Source organism: Agromyces capsici, assembly GCF_058349965.1.
Genome location: NZ_JBYRET010000001.1, coordinates 2,627,949 through 2,647,239 on the forward strand (window position 1 = coordinate 2,627,949; position 19,291 = coordinate 2,647,239).

General features: G+C 72.6%; 18 protein-coding genes. 11 read left to right on the forward strand and 7 right to left on the reverse strand.

Annotated features, from left to right (window positions below; translation table 11 throughout):
* Positions 1-105: 105 nt before the first annotated feature.
* The 6 genes from mtrA (at position 106) to secA (ending at position 8,817) form a co-directional block, all read left to right on the forward strand.
* On the forward strand, positions 106-786 hold the full coding sequence (mtrA, locus tag AC3RKB_RS12245; protein WP_491436421.1) for an MtrAB system response regulator MtrA: 681 nt from the start codon (positions 106-108) through the stop codon (positions 784-786).
* Between the two features lie 13 nt (positions 787-799).
* The gene (gene mtrB / locus AC3RKB_RS12250; RefSeq protein WP_491436422.1) at positions 800-2,473 is read left to right on the forward strand and encodes an MtrAB system histidine kinase MtrB; all 1,674 of its coding nucleotides are present in this window, start codon (positions 800-802) and stop codon (positions 2,471-2,473) included.
* Positions 2,466-4,175, forward strand: a complete 1,710-nt coding sequence (locus tag AC3RKB_RS12255) for an LpqB family beta-propeller domain-containing protein (RefSeq protein ID WP_491436423.1) — start codon at positions 2,466-2,468, stop codon at positions 4,173-4,175. The genes mtrB and AC3RKB_RS12255 overlap by 8 nt, the downstream gene beginning before the upstream one ends.
* Positions 4,176-4,299: 124 nt before the next feature.
* Positions 4,300-5,028 (forward strand): ComF family protein, encoded by a 729-nt coding sequence (locus tag AC3RKB_RS12260; RefSeq protein ID WP_491436424.1) that lies wholly within the window; start codon positions 4,300-4,302, stop codon positions 5,026-5,028.
* Positions 5,029-5,118: 90 nt separating this feature from the next.
* Entirely contained in the window at positions 5,119-5,826 is a 708-nt protein-coding gene (hpf, locus tag AC3RKB_RS12265; protein ID WP_491436425.1) for a ribosome hibernation-promoting factor, HPF/YfiA family, read from the forward strand.
* Between the two features lie 180 nt (positions 5,827-6,006).
* Entirely contained in the window at positions 6,007-8,817 is a 2,811-nt protein-coding gene (gene secA / locus AC3RKB_RS12270) for a preprotein translocase subunit SecA (RefSeq protein WP_491436426.1), read from the forward strand.
* Positions 8,818-8,866: 49 nt separating this feature from the next.
* On the opposite strand, the gene AC3RKB_RS12275 is transcribed toward secA, so the two are convergent.
* Positions 8,867-10,120: an adenylate/guanylate cyclase domain-containing protein gene (locus AC3RKB_RS12275; RefSeq protein WP_491436427.1), complete on the reverse strand. Its 1,254-nt coding sequence runs from the start codon at positions 10,118-10,120 to the stop codon at positions 8,867-8,869.
* A gap of 61 nt (positions 10,121-10,181) precedes the next feature.
* Positions 10,182-10,631 carry an Rv3235 family protein gene (locus tag AC3RKB_RS12280; RefSeq protein ID WP_491436428.1) on the reverse strand — a complete coding sequence of 150 codons (450 nt, stop codon included), beginning with the start codon at positions 10,629-10,631 and terminating at the stop codon, positions 10,182-10,184.
* Between the two features lie 175 nt (positions 10,632-10,806).
* Between AC3RKB_RS12280 and AC3RKB_RS12285 the strand changes: the two genes are divergently transcribed.
* Positions 10,807-11,409, forward strand: a complete 603-nt coding sequence (locus tag AC3RKB_RS12285) for a hypothetical protein (protein WP_491436429.1) — start codon at positions 10,807-10,809, stop codon at positions 11,407-11,409.
* Here the strand turns inward: AC3RKB_RS12285 and AC3RKB_RS12290 are convergent.
* Complete coding sequence (locus tag AC3RKB_RS12290) at positions 11,396-11,710, reverse strand: helix-turn-helix domain-containing protein (protein ID WP_491436430.1); 315 nt, start codon at positions 11,708-11,710, stop codon at positions 11,396-11,398. The two genes, AC3RKB_RS12285 and AC3RKB_RS12290, sit on opposite strands and share 14 nt — an antisense overlap.
* A gap of 112 nt (positions 11,711-11,822) precedes the next feature.
* Between AC3RKB_RS12290 and AC3RKB_RS12295 the strand changes: the two genes are divergently transcribed.
* Genes AC3RKB_RS12295 through AC3RKB_RS12305 form a run of 3 tightly spaced genes read left to right on the forward strand, consistent with a single transcriptional unit; the run spans position 11,823 to position 15,260 of the window.
* A complete protein-coding gene (locus tag AC3RKB_RS12295) occupies positions 11,823-12,455 on the forward strand; it encodes an SAF domain-containing protein (protein WP_491436431.1) in 633 nt (210 codons plus the stop codon).
* Positions 12,455-13,711 carry a CpaE/TadZ family protein gene (locus AC3RKB_RS12300; protein WP_491436432.1) on the forward strand — a complete coding sequence of 419 codons (1,257 nt, stop codon included), beginning with the start codon at positions 12,455-12,457 and terminating at the stop codon, positions 13,709-13,711. The genes AC3RKB_RS12295 and AC3RKB_RS12300 overlap by 1 nt, the downstream gene beginning before the upstream one ends.
* 55 nt (positions 13,712-13,766) lie before the next feature.
* Entirely contained in the window at positions 13,767-15,260 is a 1,494-nt protein-coding gene (locus AC3RKB_RS12305; protein WP_491436433.1) for a sensor histidine kinase, read from the forward strand.
* A 155-nt stretch (positions 15,261-15,415) separates the two neighbouring features.
* On the opposite strand, the gene AC3RKB_RS12310 is transcribed toward AC3RKB_RS12305, so the two are convergent.
* Positions 15,416-15,664, reverse strand: a complete 249-nt coding sequence (locus tag AC3RKB_RS12310) for a WhiB family transcriptional regulator (RefSeq protein WP_055859573.1) — start codon at positions 15,662-15,664, stop codon at positions 15,416-15,418.
* Between the two features lie 203 nt (positions 15,665-15,867).
* Between AC3RKB_RS12310 and AC3RKB_RS12315 the strand changes: the two genes are divergently transcribed.
* Positions 15,868-16,329, forward strand: a complete 462-nt coding sequence (locus tag AC3RKB_RS12315; protein ID WP_491436434.1) for a hypothetical protein — start codon at positions 15,868-15,870, stop codon at positions 16,327-16,329.
* Positions 16,330-16,333: 4 nt separating this feature from the next.
* On the opposite strand, the gene bcp is transcribed toward AC3RKB_RS12315, so the two are convergent.
* The 3 genes from bcp to aroA are packed head-to-tail and all read right to left on the reverse strand — an operon-like array spanning position 16,334 to position 19,241.
* The gene (gene bcp / locus AC3RKB_RS12320) at positions 16,334-16,810 is read right to left on the reverse strand and encodes a thioredoxin-dependent thiol peroxidase (RefSeq protein WP_491436435.1); all 477 of its coding nucleotides are present in this window, start codon (positions 16,808-16,810) and stop codon (positions 16,334-16,336) included.
* Between the two features lie 23 nt (positions 16,811-16,833).
* The gene (gene rsgA, locus AC3RKB_RS12325) at positions 16,834-17,874 is read right to left on the reverse strand and encodes a ribosome small subunit-dependent GTPase A (protein WP_491436436.1); all 1,041 of its coding nucleotides are present in this window, start codon (positions 17,872-17,874) and stop codon (positions 16,834-16,836) included.
* Complete coding sequence (aroA, locus tag AC3RKB_RS12330) at positions 17,871-19,241, reverse strand: 3-phosphoshikimate 1-carboxyvinyltransferase (RefSeq protein ID WP_491436437.1); 1,371 nt, start codon at positions 19,239-19,241, stop codon at positions 17,871-17,873. The genes rsgA and aroA overlap by 4 nt, the downstream gene beginning before the upstream one ends.
* Positions 19,242-19,291 lie beyond the last annotated feature (50 nt).

Genomic DNA, 19,291 nt, shown 5'->3' on the forward strand with positions numbered 1-19,291 from the left:
TGCTGCCACAGGCATCCCCCGGCGGTCTCGCGGGTGCGAGCGACTACGCTGGTGGGCACTGGATCCGGCCCGGCGCGCGCGCCGGCCCCGACGGAGAAGGAACGGATGACGCCACGCGTACTCGTCGTCGACGACGACACCGCGCTCGCCGAGATGATCGGGATCGTGCTGCGCACCGAGGGATTCGACCCGGCGTTCTGCGCCGACGGCTCGGGTGCGCTCGCCGCCTTCCGCGAGACCCGGCCCGACCTGGTGCTGCTCGACCTCATGCTGCCGGGGATCGACGGCATCGAGGTGTGCGGGCGGATCCGGGCCGAGTCGGGCACGCCCATCATCATGCTCACCGCGAAGGGCGACACCGCCGACGTCGTGCGCGGGCTCGAGTCGGGCGCCGACGACTACATGGTCAAGCCCTTCAACCCGAAGGAGCTCGTGGCGCGAATCCGCACGCGCCTCCGCCCGACCCCTGAGTCGGTCGTCGAGACGATCTCGATCGGCGACCTCGAGATCGACGCCGCCGGGCACGAGGTCCGGCGCGGCGACCAGCGCATCAACCTCACGCCGCTCGAGTTCGACCTGCTGCTCACGCTCGCCTCCAAGCCGCAGCAGGTGTTCACGCGCGAGATGCTGCTCGAGCAGGTGTGGGGCTACCACTACAAGGCCGACACGCGGCTCGTGAACGTGCACGTGCAGCGCCTGCGCGCCAAGGTCGAGCACGACCCCGACAACCCGCGGATCGTGATGACCGTGCGCGGCGTGGGCTATCGCGCCGGCGCCACCACCTGAGGCGGGCCTCACGATGTCGGCGGCGGCGAACCCCGCGGTGCGGGCCGCCCGCTGGGTGCGCGACCGAGCGGGCCGGCTCGGCACGCTGTGGCGGCGTTCGCTGCAGTTCCGCACGGTGCTCCTCACGCTCGGCCTGTCGAGCCTCGCGATCCTCGTGATCGGCTTCACGATCTCGTTCACGGTCGCGTCGAACCTCTTCCAGGCGCAGGTCGAGCGCGTGCTGGCGTCGTCGGCCACGGCGAACGCCGCCGCGCAGTCCATCCTCGCCTCGTCGGATGCCGCGGACCGCGCGACCGTGCAGGCCGACACCAACTCGGCCATCCGCACGATCATCAGCGTGTCGGGCAGCCCCGACATCGCGCTGTTCCGCGAGCCCGATACGGCACCCACGGCGATCGCCCCGCCCGACTTCCTCGCACCCGGCCTCGCCGGGCGCATCTCGCCCGAGCTCCGCGAACGCGTGCAGGACAACCCCGGCGGGCAGTTCTGGCAGTCGGTCGAACTCGTCGACGGCGGCGGCACGCCCGGGCCCGGCCTCGTGGTCGGCAGCGACCTCGTCATCGAGGGAGCCGGCCGGTACGAGGTGTACGTCGGCTACGACCTCGCCGATGCCGCGCAGACCCTCGCGTTCATGCAGCTCACCGGCGCGATCGGCGCGGTCGCGCTCATCGCGATGCTGAGCGCGATCACGCTCATCGTCGTGCGCTGGGTCATCGAGCCCATCCAGGCCGTCGCGGCGACGAGCCGGCGGCTCGCCGCGGGCGACCTCGGGGTGCGGCTCCCGGTGAAGGGCGAGGACGAGCTGGCCGCGCTCGCGGGCTCCTTCAACGGGATGGCCGACACGCTGCAGGCCCGCATCCGCGAGCTGGCCGACCTGTCGGTCATGCAGCAGCGGTTCGTGTCGGATGTCTCGCACGAGCTCCGCACGCCGCTGACGACCATCCGGCTGGCGGGCGACGTCCTGTACGGCCAGCGCGAGGACTTCGCCCCGGCCACGGCGCGCACCGTCGAGCTGCTGCGCACGCAGACCGAGCGCTTCGAGAACCTGCTCGCCGACCTGCTCGAGATCAGCCGGTACGACGCGGGGTCGGTCGAGCTCGAGACCGAGCCGACCAACCTCGTGCACCTCGCGGGCGAGACGATCGAGTCGATGCACTCCCTCGCGCTCGAGCGGGGGAGCGACCTGCGCCTCGAGGCGCCCGGCGGTCACCTCGACGCCGACGTCGACCCGCGCCGCATCCGCCGGATCGTGCGCAACCTCGTGGGCAACGCCATCGAGCACGGCGAGGGTCGCCCGATCGTCGTGTCCGTCGACAGCAACGCGACCGCCGTGGCGCTGTCGGTCCGCGACTTCGGCCTCGGCATGGACGAGGAGGACGCGGCGCGCGTGTTCGACCGGTTCTGGCGCGCCGATCCCAGCCGGCGCCGGACGCTCGGCGGAACCGGCCTCGGCCTCGCGATCTCGCTCGAGGACGCCGTCGCGCACGGGGGCACGATCGACGTGTGGTCCGAGGCCGGGCGGGGCACCGTGTTCCGGCTCACCCTGCCGCGCATCCGGGGCGTCGACCCGGCGACGATCGTGCCGCCGCTGCCGCTCGAGCCCGACGACCCGGAGTCGACCGGCCCCGAGCCGGCCGCGAGCCATCCGACCGACACGGCGGTCGTCGAGGAGGTGCACGATGCGTAAGACCAGCGCGACCCTCGCCGCGGTGCGCGCCGCGCTCGCCGCGGCCGCGGCGGCGCTGCTGGCCGTCACGGCCGGCTGCGCGTCGATCCCGACGAGCGGCATGGTCAACCCCGGCCTTGCCGACGCACCCGACCAGTCGGTCGACCTCGACGTGCTCGTCCGCGGGCCGCAGGAGGGGGCCACCCAGCAGCAGATCCTCGACGGGTTCATCGACGCCGCCGCGAGCCCGAGCGGCAACTACGAGGTCGCCCGCGAGTTCCTCACCGACGAGTTCGCGGCCGAGTGGGAGGCCGACACGGGCGTCACGATCGACGTGCTCGCCGATCGCTCGTTCACGCGGCTCGCCGACGACGTCATCCGTGCGCAGGCCGTGCCGACCGCCAACCTCGCCCCGAACGGCCAGTACCTCGAGGCGTCGTCGGCTGCGCCCGTGCAGCTCGAGTACCGCTTCGAGCAGGTCGACGAGCAGTGGCGCATCTCGAGCGCGCCGCCGGGCGTGCTCATCGACGAGACGAACTTCGGCCTCGTGTACCGGGACTACACGCTCGCCTTCTTCGACCCGCAGTACCGCTTCGTCGTGCCCGACGTGCGCTGGTTCGCCGGACGGGAGGCGGTGCAGACCCGGATCGTGCGCGCCCTGCTCGCCGGACCCGCCGAGTGGCTCGCCCCAGGCGTGGTGTCGGCCTTCCCCGACGACCTGGCGCTCGATCCGACGACCGTGCCCGTGAGCGACGGCACCGCCGAGGTGTCGCTCGCGGGCGCCGCGTTCGACAACCTCCGGACCATCCAGCTCATGCAGTACCAGCTCGAGCAGAGCCTGCAGGGCGTGCGCAACGTCGACGACGTGCAGCTCTCGCTGAACGGCGTGCCGCTGGACTCGGTGGCGCTGAGCGATCGTCCCGACCCCGCGCCGCGTGTCGATCCGCGCACGCTCGTCTTCGACGGCGAGTCGTTCGGGTACCTGGCGTCGTCGGGCGACGAGGTCGTCGCGATCCCGGGCATCTCCGGCCAGGTCGTCGCCCTCGGTCCGACCGGCGCGGCCCTCGGCCCCGGCGGGACCGCCGCCGCGGTCCGCGCCGAGGACGGCGTGTGGCTCGTGCGCGAGGACGCCGAGCAGCTGCTCCTCGACCCCCGTGCCGGGCTCATCGTGCCCGCCATCGACGTCGACGGGATCGTCTGGTCGGTCCCCGCCGATTCGCCCGACCAGCTCGCCTGGTTCTCCGCCGACGCCGCCGAGGGCGCCCAGATCGCCGTGCCATGGACGTCGTCGCGCATCACCTCGCTCCAGGTCTCGCGCGACGGCACCCGCCTCGTGGTGCTCCTCGCAGACGGCGCGCGGACGCGCGTGGTCGCCGCGTCCATCCAGCGCGACGACGCGGGGCAGCCGATCGCGCTCGGCAGCGTCGCGCTCGAGCTGGCGGATGCCACGGGCTCGCCGCTCGACGTCGCCTGGCTCGATGCGCGCAACGTCGGCACGCTGAGCGAGACGGCCGCCGGCGAGGCCCGGCTCGTCCTGCAGGAGATCGGCGCCCCCGCGGAGCCGCGCGAGGGTCCCGCGGGCGCGATCCAGGTCGACGGCGCCAACAGCCTCCGCGACCTCCGCGTGCTCACGGCCGACGGCGACCTGGCGACGCAGGCCGGCGTCGGGTGGCAGGTGCAGGCGCGCGAGGTCCGCTTCCTCGCCACGCAGCAGACCGGCTGACGCCGCAGGGTCGGCGACGTCCCCGGCGCCGACCCGTCCTGCACAGGTTGCGTGGACCCGGCGCGTTCCCGCACCGCACGACCGCGCAGGGCCACGGCCCGCGCGCATCGACGAAGCTGGCCCGGTGACGCAGCCGCCCCTCCCTGCCCGTCCCGTCCGTCGGCTCGCGCGCATCGCCTCCGAGGCGCTCGGCGAGGCCCTCGGCGACGTGCTCGCGCTGGTGCTTCCGGTCGCGTGCGTCGGCTGCGGGGCGCCCGACCGAGGCGTGTGCGCGGGATGCCGCAGCGAGCTCGCGCCGCGGACGGTCCGGGCCGTCCGGCCCGGCGTCGACGCCTGGGCGGGCCTGGCCTACGAGGGCGTCGCGGCACGTGCCATCCGCTCGTTCAAGGACGAGGGCCGGACGGGAGCCGCGGCCGCGCTCGCACCCGCCCTGCGCGCCGCGCTCGCCGTGGCGTGCGCGGAGGCGGGCGCGTCGAGGGAACTCGAGGTCGCGGTCGTGCCCTCGACCGCGGCGGCGCACCGCGCACGCGGGTACGACCCGGTCCCGATCCTCGTCCGGCACGCCGGGCTCCGGCCGGCGAACGTGCTGGTCGCGCGCGACCGAGCCGACCAGGCGGGCCTCGACCGCGCCGCCCGCCGGGCCAACGCGTCGGGGTCGTTCGCGCCGCGCCGCGCGCTCGACGGCCGGCGCTTCGTGCTCGTCGACGACGTCGTCACGACGGGGTCCACACTCGCCGAGGCGCGTCGCGCCATCCGGTCCGCCGGGGGTTCGGTCGAGGCGATCGCGGTGCTCGCGCACACCCCGCTCCGGGCTTCCCGTGGATCACCTGAACACCGGACGAACGGCTCGTGACATCCGGCACCCCGGGGGCTACGGTGTCAGGACAGGCGTGGTCGAACCACCCTCTACCCGGGTGACACGCCGGTGGAGATGGAGGTCCTCATGGAACTGAACATCGTCGGACGCAACCTGGAAGTGACCGATCGATTCCGCGCCTACACGGCCGAGAAGGCAGAGAAGGTCTCCAACCTGTCCGACCGTGCCATCTCGCTCGATGTGAAGGTCAGCCGGCACAACGAGAAGAACGGCAACTCCGGGCTCGACCGCGTCGAGCTCACCCTCGTCGGCAAGGGGCCCGTGGTCCGCGCCGAGGCCGACGGGGCCGACAAGTACGCGGCGTTCGACGTCGCGCTCGGGCGTCTCCTCGAGCGCATCCGCCGCGCGAAGGACCGTCGCAAGATGCACCGCGGCGGCAGCCGGCGTCCGACCTCGCTGCGCGAGGCGACCGAGGCCGGCTTCACCGACGTGGGCGTGCAGGCGGCCGACGTCGAGATCCTCGAGAAGGTCCGCACGGGCAACATCCCGATCGTGACCGAGGCGCAGGAGACCGAGGAGGACGAGGCGTACTCGCCGGTCGTCATCCGCCGGAAGACCTTCGCCGCGACCCCCATGACCGTCGACGACGCCTTGTACCACATGGAGCTCGTCGGCCACGACTTCTACCTCTTCATCGACGCCGAGTCGCACCGACCGAGCGTCGTCTACCGCCGCAAGGGCTGGGACTACGGGCTGATCGGGCTCGACGAGCACGGCACGGCCGACGCGACCTCCGAGACCGCGACCGCCTCGCTCGCCCGCACCGGCGCCTGACCGAGTCCACCCGACGCACGACCCGTCGGCCCCGGCCGGGCCCGCCGCCCGCCCGGGGCCGACGCCCAGACTGCTGCCCACTAGCATGGCTATGATGTCCGTCTGCACAGGCGGATCCTCCGGCGTGCGCGGGTGCCCCACCCCGACGTCGCACGCCTGACGACAACGGGAGAGCAGTTCGTGGCTTCGATTCTGGAAAAGGTCCTCCGCGTCGGCGAGGGTCGCACGCTCAAGCGGCTCGAGAACTACGCCGCCGCGATCAACGCCCTCGAAGACGACTTCCGGGCGCTGTCCGACGACGAGCTCAAGCACGAGACCGTCGAGCTCCGCGAGCGCTACGGCAACGGCGAGTCCCTCGACGACCTCCTGCCCGAGGCGTTCGCCGCCGTCCGCGAGGCCAGCCGTCGCACGCTCGGCCTGCGTCACTTCGACGTCCAGCTCATGGGCGGCGCGGCACTGCACCTCGGCAACATCGCCGAGATGAAGACCGGCGAGGGCAAGACCCTCGTCGCGACGACCGCCGCCTACCTGAACGCGCTCACGAGCCGCGGCGTGCACATCGTCACGGTCAACGACTTCCTCGCGAGCTACCAGTCCGAGCTCATGGGGCGCGTCTTCCGCGCGCTCGGCATGACCACCGGATGCATCGTCGCCGGCCAGACCCCGGCCGTGCGCCGCGAGCAGTACGCCGCCGACATCACGTACGGCACGAACAACGAGTTCGGCTTCGACTACCTGCGCGACAACATGGCCTGGCAGTCCGCCGACATGGTCCAGCGGGGCCACTACTTCGCCATCGTCGACGAGGTCGACTCGATCCTCATCGACGAGGCGCGCACGCCGCTCATCATCTCCGGCCCGGCGTCCGGCGAGGCGAACCGCTGGTTCATGGAGTTCGCGAACCTCGCCAAGCGGCTCGTCCCCGGCGAGGACTACGAGGTCGACGAGAAGAAGCGCACGGTCGGCGTGCTCGAGCCCGGCATCGAGAAGGTCGAGGACTACCTCGGCATCGACAACCTGTACGAGTCGGCGAACACGCCGCTCATCTCGTTCCTCAACAACTCGATCAAGGCGCGCGCCCTGTTCAAGCGCGACAAGGACTACGTCGTCATGAACGGCGAGGTGCTGATCGTCGACGAGCACACGGGCCGCATCCTCGTCGGCCGCCGCTACAACGAGGGCATCCACCAGGCCATCGAGGCGAAGGAGGGCGTGCAGGTCAAGGCCGAGAACCAGACGCTCGCGACCGTCACGCTGCAGAACTACTTCCGCCTGTACGACAAGCTCTCCGGCATGACCGGCACCGCCGAGACCGAGGCGGCCGAGTTCATGTCGACCTACAAGCTCGGCGTCGTGCCCATCCCGACGAACAAGCCCATGGTGCGCCTCGACCAGCCCGACCTCGTCTACAAGAACGAGGAGGTCAAGTTCGCGCAGGTCGTGGAGGACATCGTCGACCGCCACAAGAAGGGCCAGCCCGTCCTCGTCGGCACCACGAGCGTCGAGAAGAGCGAGTACCTCTCGCGCCTGCTCGCCAAGAAGGGCGTGCGCCACGAGGTGCTGAACGCGAAGAACCACGCGCGCGAGGCGGCCATCGTCGCCCAGGCCGGCCGGCTCGGCGCCGTCACGGTCGCCACCAACATGGCCGGCCGCGGCACCGACGTCATGCTCGGCGGCAACGCCGAGTTCATCGCCGTGCAGAAGATGCACGAGCGCGGCCTCAGCCCCGTCGACACGCCCGAGGAGTACGAGGCGGCGTGGGACGCCGTGTTCGACCAGGTGAAGGCCGAGACCGCGCGCGAGGCCGAGAAGGTCCTCGGCGCGGGCGGCCTCTACGTGCTCGGCACCGAGCGCCACGAGTCGCGCCGCATCGACAACCAGCTCCGCGGCCGCTCGGGCCGCCAGGGCGATCCCGGCGAGAGCCGCTTCTACCTCTCGCTCACCGACGACCTCATGCGCCTGTTCAACGCGGGCGCCGCCGAGAGCCTGATGTCGCGCGGCGTGCCCGATGACGTGGCGATCGAGTCGAAGGTCGTCTCGCGCGCCATCCGCTCGGCGCAGTCGCAAGTCGAGGCGCGCAACGCCGAGATCCGCAAGAACGTCCTCAAGTACGACGACGTCCTGAACCGCCAGCGCGAGGCGATCTACTCCGACCGCCGGCACATCCTCGAGGGCGACGACCTGCACGAACGCGTGCAGAGCTTCCTCGAGCAGGTCATCGACGAGGTGCTCGACGTGCACACCGCCGACGGCAACCCCGACGAGTGGGACTTCGACGCGCTGTGGGCCGAGCTGAAGACGCTCTACCCGATCGGCATCACGATCGACGAGGTCGTCGCCGAGGCCGGCGAGAAGGGCCGGATCAACCGCGACTTCGTGCGTCGCGAGATCCTCTCCGACGCGAAGCTGGCGTACGAGCGCCGCGAGCAGCAGCTCGGCGGCCCCGCCATGCGCGAGCTCGAGCGCCGTGTCGTGCTCTCGGTGATCGACCGCCGCTGGCGCGACCACCTCTACGAGATGGACTACCTCAAGGACGGCATCGGCCTGCGCGCGATGGCCCAGCGCGACCCGCTGGTCGAGTACCAGCGCGAGGGCTACGCGATGTTCCAGCAGATGATGGGCTCGATCCGCGAGGAGACCATCGGCTTCCTGTTCAACCTCGAGGTCGAGGTGGCGCCGCAGGCCGGCGTCGGCGGGCCGCGCATCGAAGCCAAGGGCCTCGCACGGCCGAGCACGCCCGACGAGAAGCTCAGCTACACCGCGCCGAGCGACTCCGGCGGGGTCGAGGTGCGCAACCAGCGCGGGCAGGTGCAGCAGGCCGCGACCGAGCGCGCGCGTCGTGCCGTCGCCCAGGGGCAGCAGCCGCAGCAGGCGCCGCAGCAGGCCCAGCAGCCCGCCGCGCGCGGGGCGTTCGGCCAGCGCACGGATGGCGCGGGGCCTGCGCCCGCAAACCGTGCCGAGCGTCGCGCGCAGGACCGCAAGGGCCGCTGAGTCCCTCGGATTCCGCGGACGGCCCGGGCGATGCCCGGGCCGTCCGGTTTCAGCCGATCGAGCGACGCGCCTCGAGGAACGACGTGCGCACGGGTCCCATCCCCTTGACGTCGATGGTGCCGCGCGGCCTGATCCGGAAGCCCTCCGCGAGGCGCGCCGCGGCGTCCTCGGTGAGCTGGATCGTCCCGGGGAGTGCGGTCGACTCCATCCGGCTCGCCGTGTTGACGGTCTCGCCATAGACGTCCCACAGGAATCGGGACTGCCCGATCACGCCGGCCACGACCGGTCCGGTCGCGATGCCGATCCGCAGGTCGATCGCCGCGCGCCCGCCGATGGCGTGGGTCGCGGCGATGGATCGGATGCCGAGGGCGAAGTCGGCGAGCGTGCCGAGGTCGGCAGCGGCATCCGGCCCGCCCGTGATGGCGAGGTAGGCGTCGCCGATCGTCTTGACCTTCGTCACGTCGAGCCGGCCGGCGAGTTCGTCGAATGCGGCGACCAGTTCGCCGAGGTCGTGCACGAGCACGTCGGCCGACATCGTCTCGGACAGGGCCGTGAAGTCGACGATGTCGGCGATCAGCACCCCCACCGCGTCGTAGCGGTCGGCGATCGGGTGCTCGCCGCTGACGAGACGCTCGGCGATCGAGCCGGGCAGCACGTTGCGCAGGATCCGGTCGGTGCGGTCGCGCTCGTCCGCGAGGGCCGCGGCGAATCGGTTCCGCGACCGCACGTAGGCGATCATCGCGACGAACATGATCGTCGACACCGAGACGATGTTGATGGCGAAGAGGATCGTCACGATCCAGGGGGCGACGTACGGGGCATTCGCCTCCAGCAGCGGTTCGAGCGGAACCATCGCGACGACGATCACCGCGAAGACCGCGAACACTGCCCACGGCCTCCGGACTCGGCTGTAGGAGAGTGCGCCGACCGGGGCGGTGACCGAGAACATGATCACGCCACCGCTCTGCGCGAAGCCGCCCATCGCGACGTGCACGAGCGGTGGCAGGAACAGGAACATCCCCGTCTGGGACAGGCGGAACCATCGGTCGTCGCGTGTCGTGCGGAGGTGGAGCAGCCCGGCGACCGTCATGACGATGTACAGGGTCGGTACGAGCGCGGCGAGCGGGACGCCGATCGCGTACCCGAAGACGACCCAGGGGATGACGACGGCGATGGTGAAGACCGCCGTGAAGACGAGGACGCGCCGTTCGAGGAGACGATCGTCGGCGCCGGCCGCGGACGACGACGCGATCGCATCGACCAGCGAGGTCGCGCGCTTCAGGAACGACGAGGGACGCTCCATCGGATGAGCATATTCGGTCGACGGCCTCGCCGCCGCGCTCCACGCTGAAGGGCGTGCGCAGTCAGAGCACGTTGATCACGCTCGCGCGCCAGCGCTGGTCGAGTCCCTCGAGGCGGATGGCGACCGCGCGCGAGCGGGCCCGCTGGTGCACCATCACGACGCCCTCGACGACGCCGTCGGCTGGCTCGCTGATGTGGACGCGGCCGATCGAGAAGGTCGGCCGCTGCGGCACGAGGCCCTTGGCGCGCCGGGCGCGCGAGGCGAGGACGACCCGCTTGCCCAGGTTGCGGTAGACGTCTTCGGTCACCCACCGGGCGAGCTGCTCGAGATCGCGGGCGCCGGCGAGGACCTCGATCACGCAATGCGTGAGGTGGTGCAGCACGCGCTCGGGGTCGGGGAGCTCGGCCCGGCCGGACGGCCGGCGGGCGAACTCATCGTCGTCGACGTCGAGTCGCCGCGCGTTCGTTCCGACGATCGCGGTGCGGGGCGCGCTGGGCAGGCGTGCGGTCATGACGGCTCCAGTAGGGTGGGGCGGTCGTCGGCGCAGCGACGACGGCGTGCCCCCTGTTCGGGGGTGTGCGGGGTTCCTGAGTGAACCGTATTCAGCGCGGCGACGGGGTGTCAAGGGAAACGCGCGCCTGTGGAGAACCCCGCGTCGGTCCCGGCACGGCCGGTAACGTCGGCGCATGCGCTGGGACCGGCTGTTCGACGACCTCGAGTCGCAGCTCGACCGCGAGCAGCAGGAGGAGGAGCGCGCCCTCGCGCTCGAGTCCGAGCGACTGCGGATCGGCCGGCTGGGGCTGCGCGACCGGCTCTCCGCGATCGCCTCGGCCGACGGCGCGGCCGGGTCGATCCGGGTCGAGCTCGTCGGCGGGGCGCTCGTCCAGGTGCGGCCGTCGGCGTTCGGGCGCGACTGGATGAGCGGGCGCCTCGGCGGACCCGGCGGCGACGCCGCGCGTGCCGCGCAGTGCGTCGTGCCGATCGGCGCGATCGCGGCGGTGCTGCCCGGCCGGCACCAGCTCGAGGCGGGCCTCGACCCGGTGCCCGAGGGCGCCGCGCGGCTCGCCGAACGCATCGGCCTCGCGTTCGTGCTGCGCGACCTGGCACGGCGTCGCCTCGGCGTCGAGGTCACGACGCTCGACGGACGCCACCACGGCACGATCGACCGGGTCGCGCGCGACCACCTCGACCTCGCGCTGCACGAGCCGGGCGTGCCGCGACGCGAGCGCGACGTGCACGGCTACCGCATCGTGCCGTTCGAGCGCCTCGTGCTCGTCACGTTCCGCTGACCGGCTGGTCGATCACCGGGCGGATGCCGCCCGCTCGCGCACCCGACAGTTCGACGACGTTCGCGAACTCGCCCTGATGCCACGCCGAGTAGCGCCGCGTCGCCTCGTACTGGTCGTCGATCCAGAGCTCGAGCTGCGTGCGCTCGATGCGCCACGGTCCGCGCTCGCCGACGCGGATGGCCGGCAGCTCACCCGAGCGGATGAGCTCGTGCACGGCCTCGACCTCGACGGCGAGCACCTCCGCCGCATCGGCGACGGTGAGGAAGCGGCCGATCGCGTCGCCCGGACCGTGTTGGATCATCACTCGATTATCGGCCCGGGCGATCCGCGCGGAACGCGATGTGGATAACTTCACGGCGTCCTCTCGGAGTCGCGCCACGATGGTTCGCGGCAGTCCACGAGAGGAGACCATGATGGCGGTTCGGAGTGCGCGACGCGATCGTGGGGGAGCGCGGCTCGACCCGCGGCTCCTCATCGGCGTCGTGCTCGTGGCCGGTTCCGCGCTCGGCGTCTGGGCGCTCGTGGACGCGCTCGACGACACCACCGAGGTGCTGGTCGCGTCCGACACGCTCACGCCCGGCACGCGCATCGCCACGACCGACCTGCGCGTCGAGTCCGTGCGGCTCGGCGCCCTCGCCGAGGTCTACGTGCGGCCCGGCGACGTGCCCGACGAGGGCCTCGTGATCGTGCGCACCGTGCGTGCGGGCGAGCTGCTGCCCGCGGCATCCGTCGCCGATCGCGACACGGTCGGCCTTGCGACGGTGGTCGTGCCGAGCCGCGGTCCGCTGGCGGGCGAGATCGCGGCCGGTGCGATCGTCGACGTCTGGAACGCCGGCGAACCGGAGCGGGGCGAGGTCGCTCCGCCGGTCGTGCTCGTGCCCGGCGCCCAGGTCGCGGCCGTGGTCGAGGCCGAGGGCATGATGGCCTCGGAGGGTCCGAGCGTCGAGCTGCTGATCCCGCGCGAGCGCACCGCGGCCGTGCTCGAGGCGCTCGCGTCGGGCGACACGATCGACCTGGTTCCCGCGCGACTGCCCGGAGGCGACTGATGGCGCGGCTCGCGTTCGCCCTCGATCCCGTCGTTGAGGACCGCATCCTCGCCGACCTCGTCGAGGCGGGGCACACGATCGTGGCGCGGCTCGTCGGCTGGCGCGACGTGCTCGACGGGCTCGACGCCCTCGCCCCCGACGTGGTCGTCGTCGGCGCCGGGCGTTCCACGCTCACGGCCGAGCTGCTCGCGGCGTGCGACCAGCGCGGCGTCCGCGTGATCGCGCTCGCCGACACCGACCACGACCGCGCCCAGGCGAACCGGCTCGGCCTGCACGAGGTGCTCGACGCCGGCGCCGACGTGCGCGAGCTCGAGGAACTCGTCTCGGGCGGCGTCCCCCTGCCGTCGCGGCTCGGCGACCGCGGCGATGCGCCGCGACCGCCGATCGGCTCGTCCGGACTGATCGCCGTCTGGGGTCCGGCCGGCGCACCCGGCCGGACGACCGCGGCGGTCAACGTGGCCGCCGAGCTCGCGGCATCCGGCCACGTGGTCGCCCTCGTCGACGCCGACCCGTACGGGGGCGCGATCGCGCCCGCGCTGGGACTGCTCGACGAGGCCCCGGGCTTCGCCTCGGCGTGCCGGCTCGCCGGATCGGGTGCCCTCGACCGCGCCGAGCTCGAACGCATCGCGCAGCGCTACTCGTCGCCGCGCGCGTCGTTCGACGTCTTCACGGGCCTCGTCGGTTCGAGCCGCTGGCCCGAGCTGGCACACGACCGCGTCGCGGCCGCGCTGCAGGCGATGCGCGCGCGATTCGAGTACGTCGTCGTCGACACCGGGTTCAGCCTGGAGCACGACGAGGAGCTCACGAGCGACGCCTTCGCGCCGCGGCGCAACGCCGCGACGTTCGCCGCGCTCGCGTCGGCCGACCGCGTCATCGCGATCGGCCTGGCCGACCCGGTCGGGCTCTCGCGGTTGCTCCGCGGCCACGCCGAGCTCGTCGACCTCGTCGACGCCGAGCGCATCGACGTGCTCGTCAACCGCGTCCGCACGAGTGCGCTCGGCATCGACGCGCACGCCCAGGTCCGGCAGACCCTGCGGCGCTTCGCGGGTCTCGCCGACGCCACCCTCCTTCCGCACGACGGCCGGGCATCCGATGCCGCGATCCTCACGGCCCGCACCCTCCGCGACGCCGCCGCGCGCTCGCCCCTGCGCGCGGCGTTCCGCGCCTACGTCGAGGAGCGCGTCCTCCCTGAGCCCGAGCTGCGGCGGCGCCGCGCACCGCTCGCCGTCTGGCGTCGCCGCGCCGCGGCCGCCTGACGGCGTCGGGCCGCGGCGGCACGGCGGCGCGCGCGAGGGTCGCTACGCTGGACGGGTGTCGACCCTCAGTGACCTCGTCCTCGCCCAGGGGCGCAGCAGCCAGGCCGACGTCGACTGGCTGCACATGCTCGTCGGCGACCTGCAGCTGCTCGCCGACCTCGCCTTCGCCGACATCGTGCTGTGGGTGCCGTCCGGCGACGACGACTTCGTCGCGGTCGCGCACTCGCGCCCGTCGAGCGCGGCGACGCTGTTCTACCGCGACTTCGTCGGTCAGGCGATCCGCCCCGAGTGGCGGGGGCTCGTGTCGGAGGCGTTCACGAGCCGGCAGATCGTCGACTCCTCGGCACCGGACTGGTACGAGGAGATGCCCACGCGCGTGCGCTCCGTGCCGGTCATGCGCCGCCTCTCGGTCACGGGCACCGAGCTCGCGCCCGAGCCCGTCGCGGTCATCACGCGGCACACGAACCTCGGTTCGACGCGCACACCGAGCCGGCAGGAACTGACGTTCAACGACTGCGCGGGCGAGCTGTTCCAGATGATCGCGTCGGGCGACTTCCCCGACCTCGGGGCACCGACCGGCCCGCGTCGCGGAGCCCCACGCGCCTCCGACGGCCTCATCCGACTCGACGTCGACGGCATCACGACGTTCGCGAGCCCCAACGCGCTCTCGGCCTTCAACCGCATGGGCTTCGACGACGAGCTCGAGGGGCAGTCGCTGGCCGACGTCGCGTCGCGACTGCTCTCGGGCAAGCTCGTGGTCGACGAGTCGCTCCCGCTGGTCGTGACGGGGCGTGCGCCGTGGCGCACCGACGTCGAGTCGCGCGGCGTCACCGTGTCGCTCCGCGCCATCCCGATCCGCCGTCGCGGCGAGCGCATCGGGGCGATCGTGCTCACGCGCGACGTCACCGAGCTCCGCCACCAGGAGCAGGAGCTCATCACCAAGGACGCGACGATCCGCGAGATCCACCACCGCGTGAAGAACAACCTGCAGACGGTCGCGTCGCTGCTGCGCATCCAGGCGCGGCGCACCCACTCCGACGAGGCGCGCGAGGCGCTCACGCAGGCGATGCGCCGTGTCGGGGCGATCGCCGTCGTGCACGACACGCTCTCCGAGGGGCTCAGCCAGAACGTCGACTTCGACGAGGTGTTCGACCGGGCGCTGCTGCTCGTCGCCGAGGTCGCGGCGGCCCACAACACCACCGCGCACCCGAAGCGGTCGGGCTCGTTCGGCGTGCTGCCGAGCGCGTACGCGACGCCGCTCGCGCTCGCGCTCACCGAGCTCGTCACGAATGCGGTCGAGCACGGGCTGGCCGGGCAGGAGGGCGACGTCGAGGTGCTCGCGAGCCGATCCGACACGATGTTGACCGTGCAGGTGCGCGACACGGGGTCGGGGCTGCCCGAGGGCAAGGTGGGCGAGGGGCTCGGCACCCAGATCGTCCGCACGCTGATCCAGGGCGAGCTCGGCGGCACCATCGACTGGCACACGGTCGTCGGCAGCGGCACCGAGGTCACCATCGAGGTGCCGCTCCGCTGGATCACCGCCGACTGAGGCCGGCCGAACGGAAACGACGAAACGGCACCCGCGAGACGAGCTCGCGGGTGCCGTTCGGCGTTCGGGTGCTGCGGGGAGTGTGCGCGCCGTCCGGGGGACGCCTCCGGGCGGCCGTCAGGCCGCCGGAGTCGCGGCGCGCAGGACGCGCCGGCTCAGCCGGCGCGACGGGCGCGAGCGGCGCGGCGCTTCAGGGCGCGTCGCTCGTCCTCGCTGAGGCCTCCCCAGACGCCCGAGTCCTGACCGGTCTCGAGGGCGTACTGGAGGCAGATCTCCGTGACGGTGCATCGGGCGCAGACAGCCTTGGCCTTCTCGATCTGGTCGACGGCCGGACCGGTGTTGCCCACCGGGAAGAACAGCTCGGGGTCGGCAGTGAGGCAGGCGGCTTTGTCGCGCCAATCCATGTAGATGCTCCTTGTATTCATCAGTTCGCAGCGGTGGCGCACGCGTGCGCAGCCGGGAACCGGCGGTGCTGCAGGGGGAAAGCCGAATCTCGGGAAGTAGGATCGAGAGTCGATCGGCTCACGTCCCTGTGAGCATCAATTCGGCCTTGTAAATGGTCGCATAGGCATGGAAGCGAATCAAGAGTGCACTTCGGGAGAACCCTGTGAATCGACGTCCCGATCCGGGCCCTGACGACACGCCGGAAGGGCCGCTCGAGGAGCCCGCCACGGGCGGCGTCCGGGCGGCGCTCACGACCGTGACGGTGCTACTGTTCGCTGAGGCGGCGGCGCTCGTCGCGGTCCTCGCCTGGCTCGTCGTCGACCTGCTCGTGCTGCGGCCGTCGTCGGTCGCGACCGCGATCGCGCTCATCGTGCTCGTCGCGATCGCCGCGGCCTGGGTGGGGGCGATCGCCGTGGCATCCGCTCGCCGCGCCCCCTGGTCGCGGGCCGCCGCGATCGTGTGGCAGGTGCTGCAGCTCTCGGTCGCGGTCGGCGCGTTCCAGGGCCTGTTCGCACGGCCCGACCTCGGCTGGGCCCTGCTGGTGCCGGCCGTCACGATCGTCGGCCTGCTGCTCTGGCCGCCGGTCCGCCTCGCGTACTCGCGCCAGGAGGACCGGACGGCCTGAGCGGTCAGGCCTCCAGGCCGAGCTCCCTGCGGATGCGGGCGACGTGGCCCGTCGCCTTGACGTTGTACATGGGCTTGGCGATCCGGCCGTCCTCGTCGATGACGAAGGTCGAGCGGATGGAGCCCGTCACCGTCTTGCCGTAGAGCGTCTTCTCGCCCCACGCGCCGTAGGCCTGCTGCACGGCGAGGTCGGTGTCGGAGAGGAGCGGGAAGTTCAGCGAGTCGCGCTCCGCGAAGCGCTTCAGCTTGGCGGTGTCGTCCTTCGAGACGCCCACGACGCGCACGCCGGCCGACGCGAACGAGTTGAGGCTGTCGCGGAAGTCGCACGCCTCGGTCGTGCACCCGGGCGTCATGGCCTCGGGATAGAAGTAGAGCACCACCTTCTGCCCGCGCAGCGAGGAGAGGGTCACCGGAGTGCCGTCCTGGTCGGGGAGGGTGAAGTCGGGGGCGAGGTCGCCGGCGGCGAGTCGAGCGTCGGTCATGCCCCAATCGTATGGGGGCACGCTCAGGCGAAGGTCGCGAGCAGCCGCTGCAGCGAGTCGAGGCGCACCCGGCCGGTCTCGCCGAGCTCGCCCGCCTCGACGGCCTCGATGATCGCGCAGTCGGGGGAGACGGGCAGGTGGGTGCAGCCGCGCGGGCAGTCCTCGGCGATGCGCGCGAGATCGGTGAACGCGCCGAGCAGGTTGGCGGGATCGACGTGCCCGAGCCCGAACGAGCGCACGCCGGGCGTGTCGATGACCCATCCGGTGCGGTCGCCGTCGCGGAGCCGGAGCGACACCGTCGAGGACGACGTGTGACGCCCGCGACCCGTGACGACGTTGACGTGCCCGGTCGCGCGGTTCGCGTCGGGCACGAGGGCGTTCACGAGCGTCGACTTGCCGACGCCGGAGTGCCCGACGAACACCGTGCGGTGGCCGACGAGCCGGTCGGCGATCGCCTCGAGCGGCATCGCGTCGGCGCGGCTGAGGACCACGGGCAGGTCGAGCCCCGCGAAGTTCGCCAGGAACGGGGCGGGGTCGGCGAGGTCGGTCTTCGTGACGCACACGATGGGCGCGATCCCGGCGTCGTACGCGGCGACCAGGTACCGGTCGACCAGGCGCACGCGGGGCTCGGGGTTCGCCGCGGCGATGACGATGAGCATCTGGTCGGCGTTGGCGACGATGACCCGCTCGACGGCGTCGGTGTCGTCGGCGCTGCGCCGCAGCAGCGTCGTGCGCTCCTGGATGCGCACGATCCGGGCCAGGGTGCCCTCGTCGCCCGTCGTGTCGCCGACGAGGTCGACCCGGTCGCCCGTGACCACGGACTTGCGGCGCAGCTCGCTCGCCCGCGCGGCCGTGATCTCGCGCTCGGTCGGTTCGCCCTCGTCGACGAGCACGGCGTATCGGCCCCGGTCGACGCCGAGCACGATGCCGGTCTCGGCGTCGGCGTGCTCTGGCCGTACCTTCGTGCGGGGCCGGCTGCCGCGGCGGCTGGGGCGGACGCGGACGTCGGACTCGTCGTACTCGTCGTACTCGGGCTCGTCCTCGTCCGTCTCCCACCAGCTCATCCGAGCATCCGCTCCCAGAGCTCGGTGAACTGGGGGAGCGTCTTGGAGGTCGAGCCGATGTCGTCGACGACGACGCCGTCGACGGCGAGCCCGACGATCGCGCCGGTGGTGGCCATGCGGTGATCGGCATACGCCTTCCACCCGCCGCCGTGCAGGGGCGCCGGCTCGATGCGCAGGCCGTCGTCGAGCTCGGTGACCCGCCCACCGAGGCCGTTCAGCTCGGACGCGAGCGCCGCGAGGCGGTCGGTCTCGTGGTGGCGGATGTGCCCGATGCCCGTGATCGTGCTCGGCTCGTCGGCGAACGCCGCCAGCGCGACGAGGTTCGGCACGAGCTCGCCGGCCTCGGACAGGTCGAGCTCGACGCCGCGGATGCCCCGACCGCCGTCGGCACTCGGCTCGGGCGCGTGCACCGTGAGCCGGTCGCCGTCGCGCCCGACGCGCGCGCCGAACCGCGGCAGGATGGCCTCGAGCTGCGCGCCGACCTGCGTGGTCGCCGACGGCCAGCCCGTGATGGTGACCGAGCCGCCCGCGACGAGGGCGGCGACGAGGAACGGCGCGGCGTTCGACAGGTCGGGCTCGATGTCGACGTCGCGCGCCCCGATCGGCCCGGGAGCGACTCGCCACCGGCCGACCGACGGCTGCTCGACCTCCACGCCGCGTCGCGCGAGCGTGTCGATCGTCATCTCGATGTGGGGCAGGCTCGGCAGCCGCTCGCCGGTGTGCGAGAGGTCGAGTCCGCGCTCGAAGCGCGGCGCCGACAGCAGCAGGCCCGACACGAACTGGCTCGACGCCGAGGCGTCGATCGCGAGTTCGCCGCCCTCGACGCGGCCGAAGCCGTGCACCGTGAACGGCAGCGTGCCGCGACCGTCGTCGTCGAGGTCGACGCCGAGGCCGCGCAGGCCGTCGATCACGCCCCGCATCGGGCGGCGGTACGCCGTCTCGTCGCCGTCGAACGTCGTCGGACCGAGCGCCAGCGCGGCGACGGGCGGCAGGAAGCGCATGACGGTGCCGGCCAGGCCGCAGTCGATCGTGGTCGACCCGACGAGCTCGTCGGCGGGGATCACGCGCAGGTCGTCGCCGAACCCGCCGGCGCCCGGCATCCGCTCGAAGCGCGTGCCCAGCTGCCGGAGGCCCTCGAGCATGAGCTCGCTGTCGCGCGACCAGAGCGGGGCGCGCAGCACCGACGGACCGTCGGCGAGCGCCGCCAGCACGAGCTCGCGGTTGGTCAGCGACTTCGAACCCGGCAGCGACAGCGTGGCCGCGACGGGGCCGGGCGCGATGGGCGCGCGCCATCCGCCATCGGACTCGTCGGGACGGTTGTCGCCGTACGGATCGAACTCGGGCGCGGAATACCTCGATACCTGCATCGGTTACCAACAGTAGCGTCCGGCGAACGGGGAAGGAGTGGTGCGTGTGT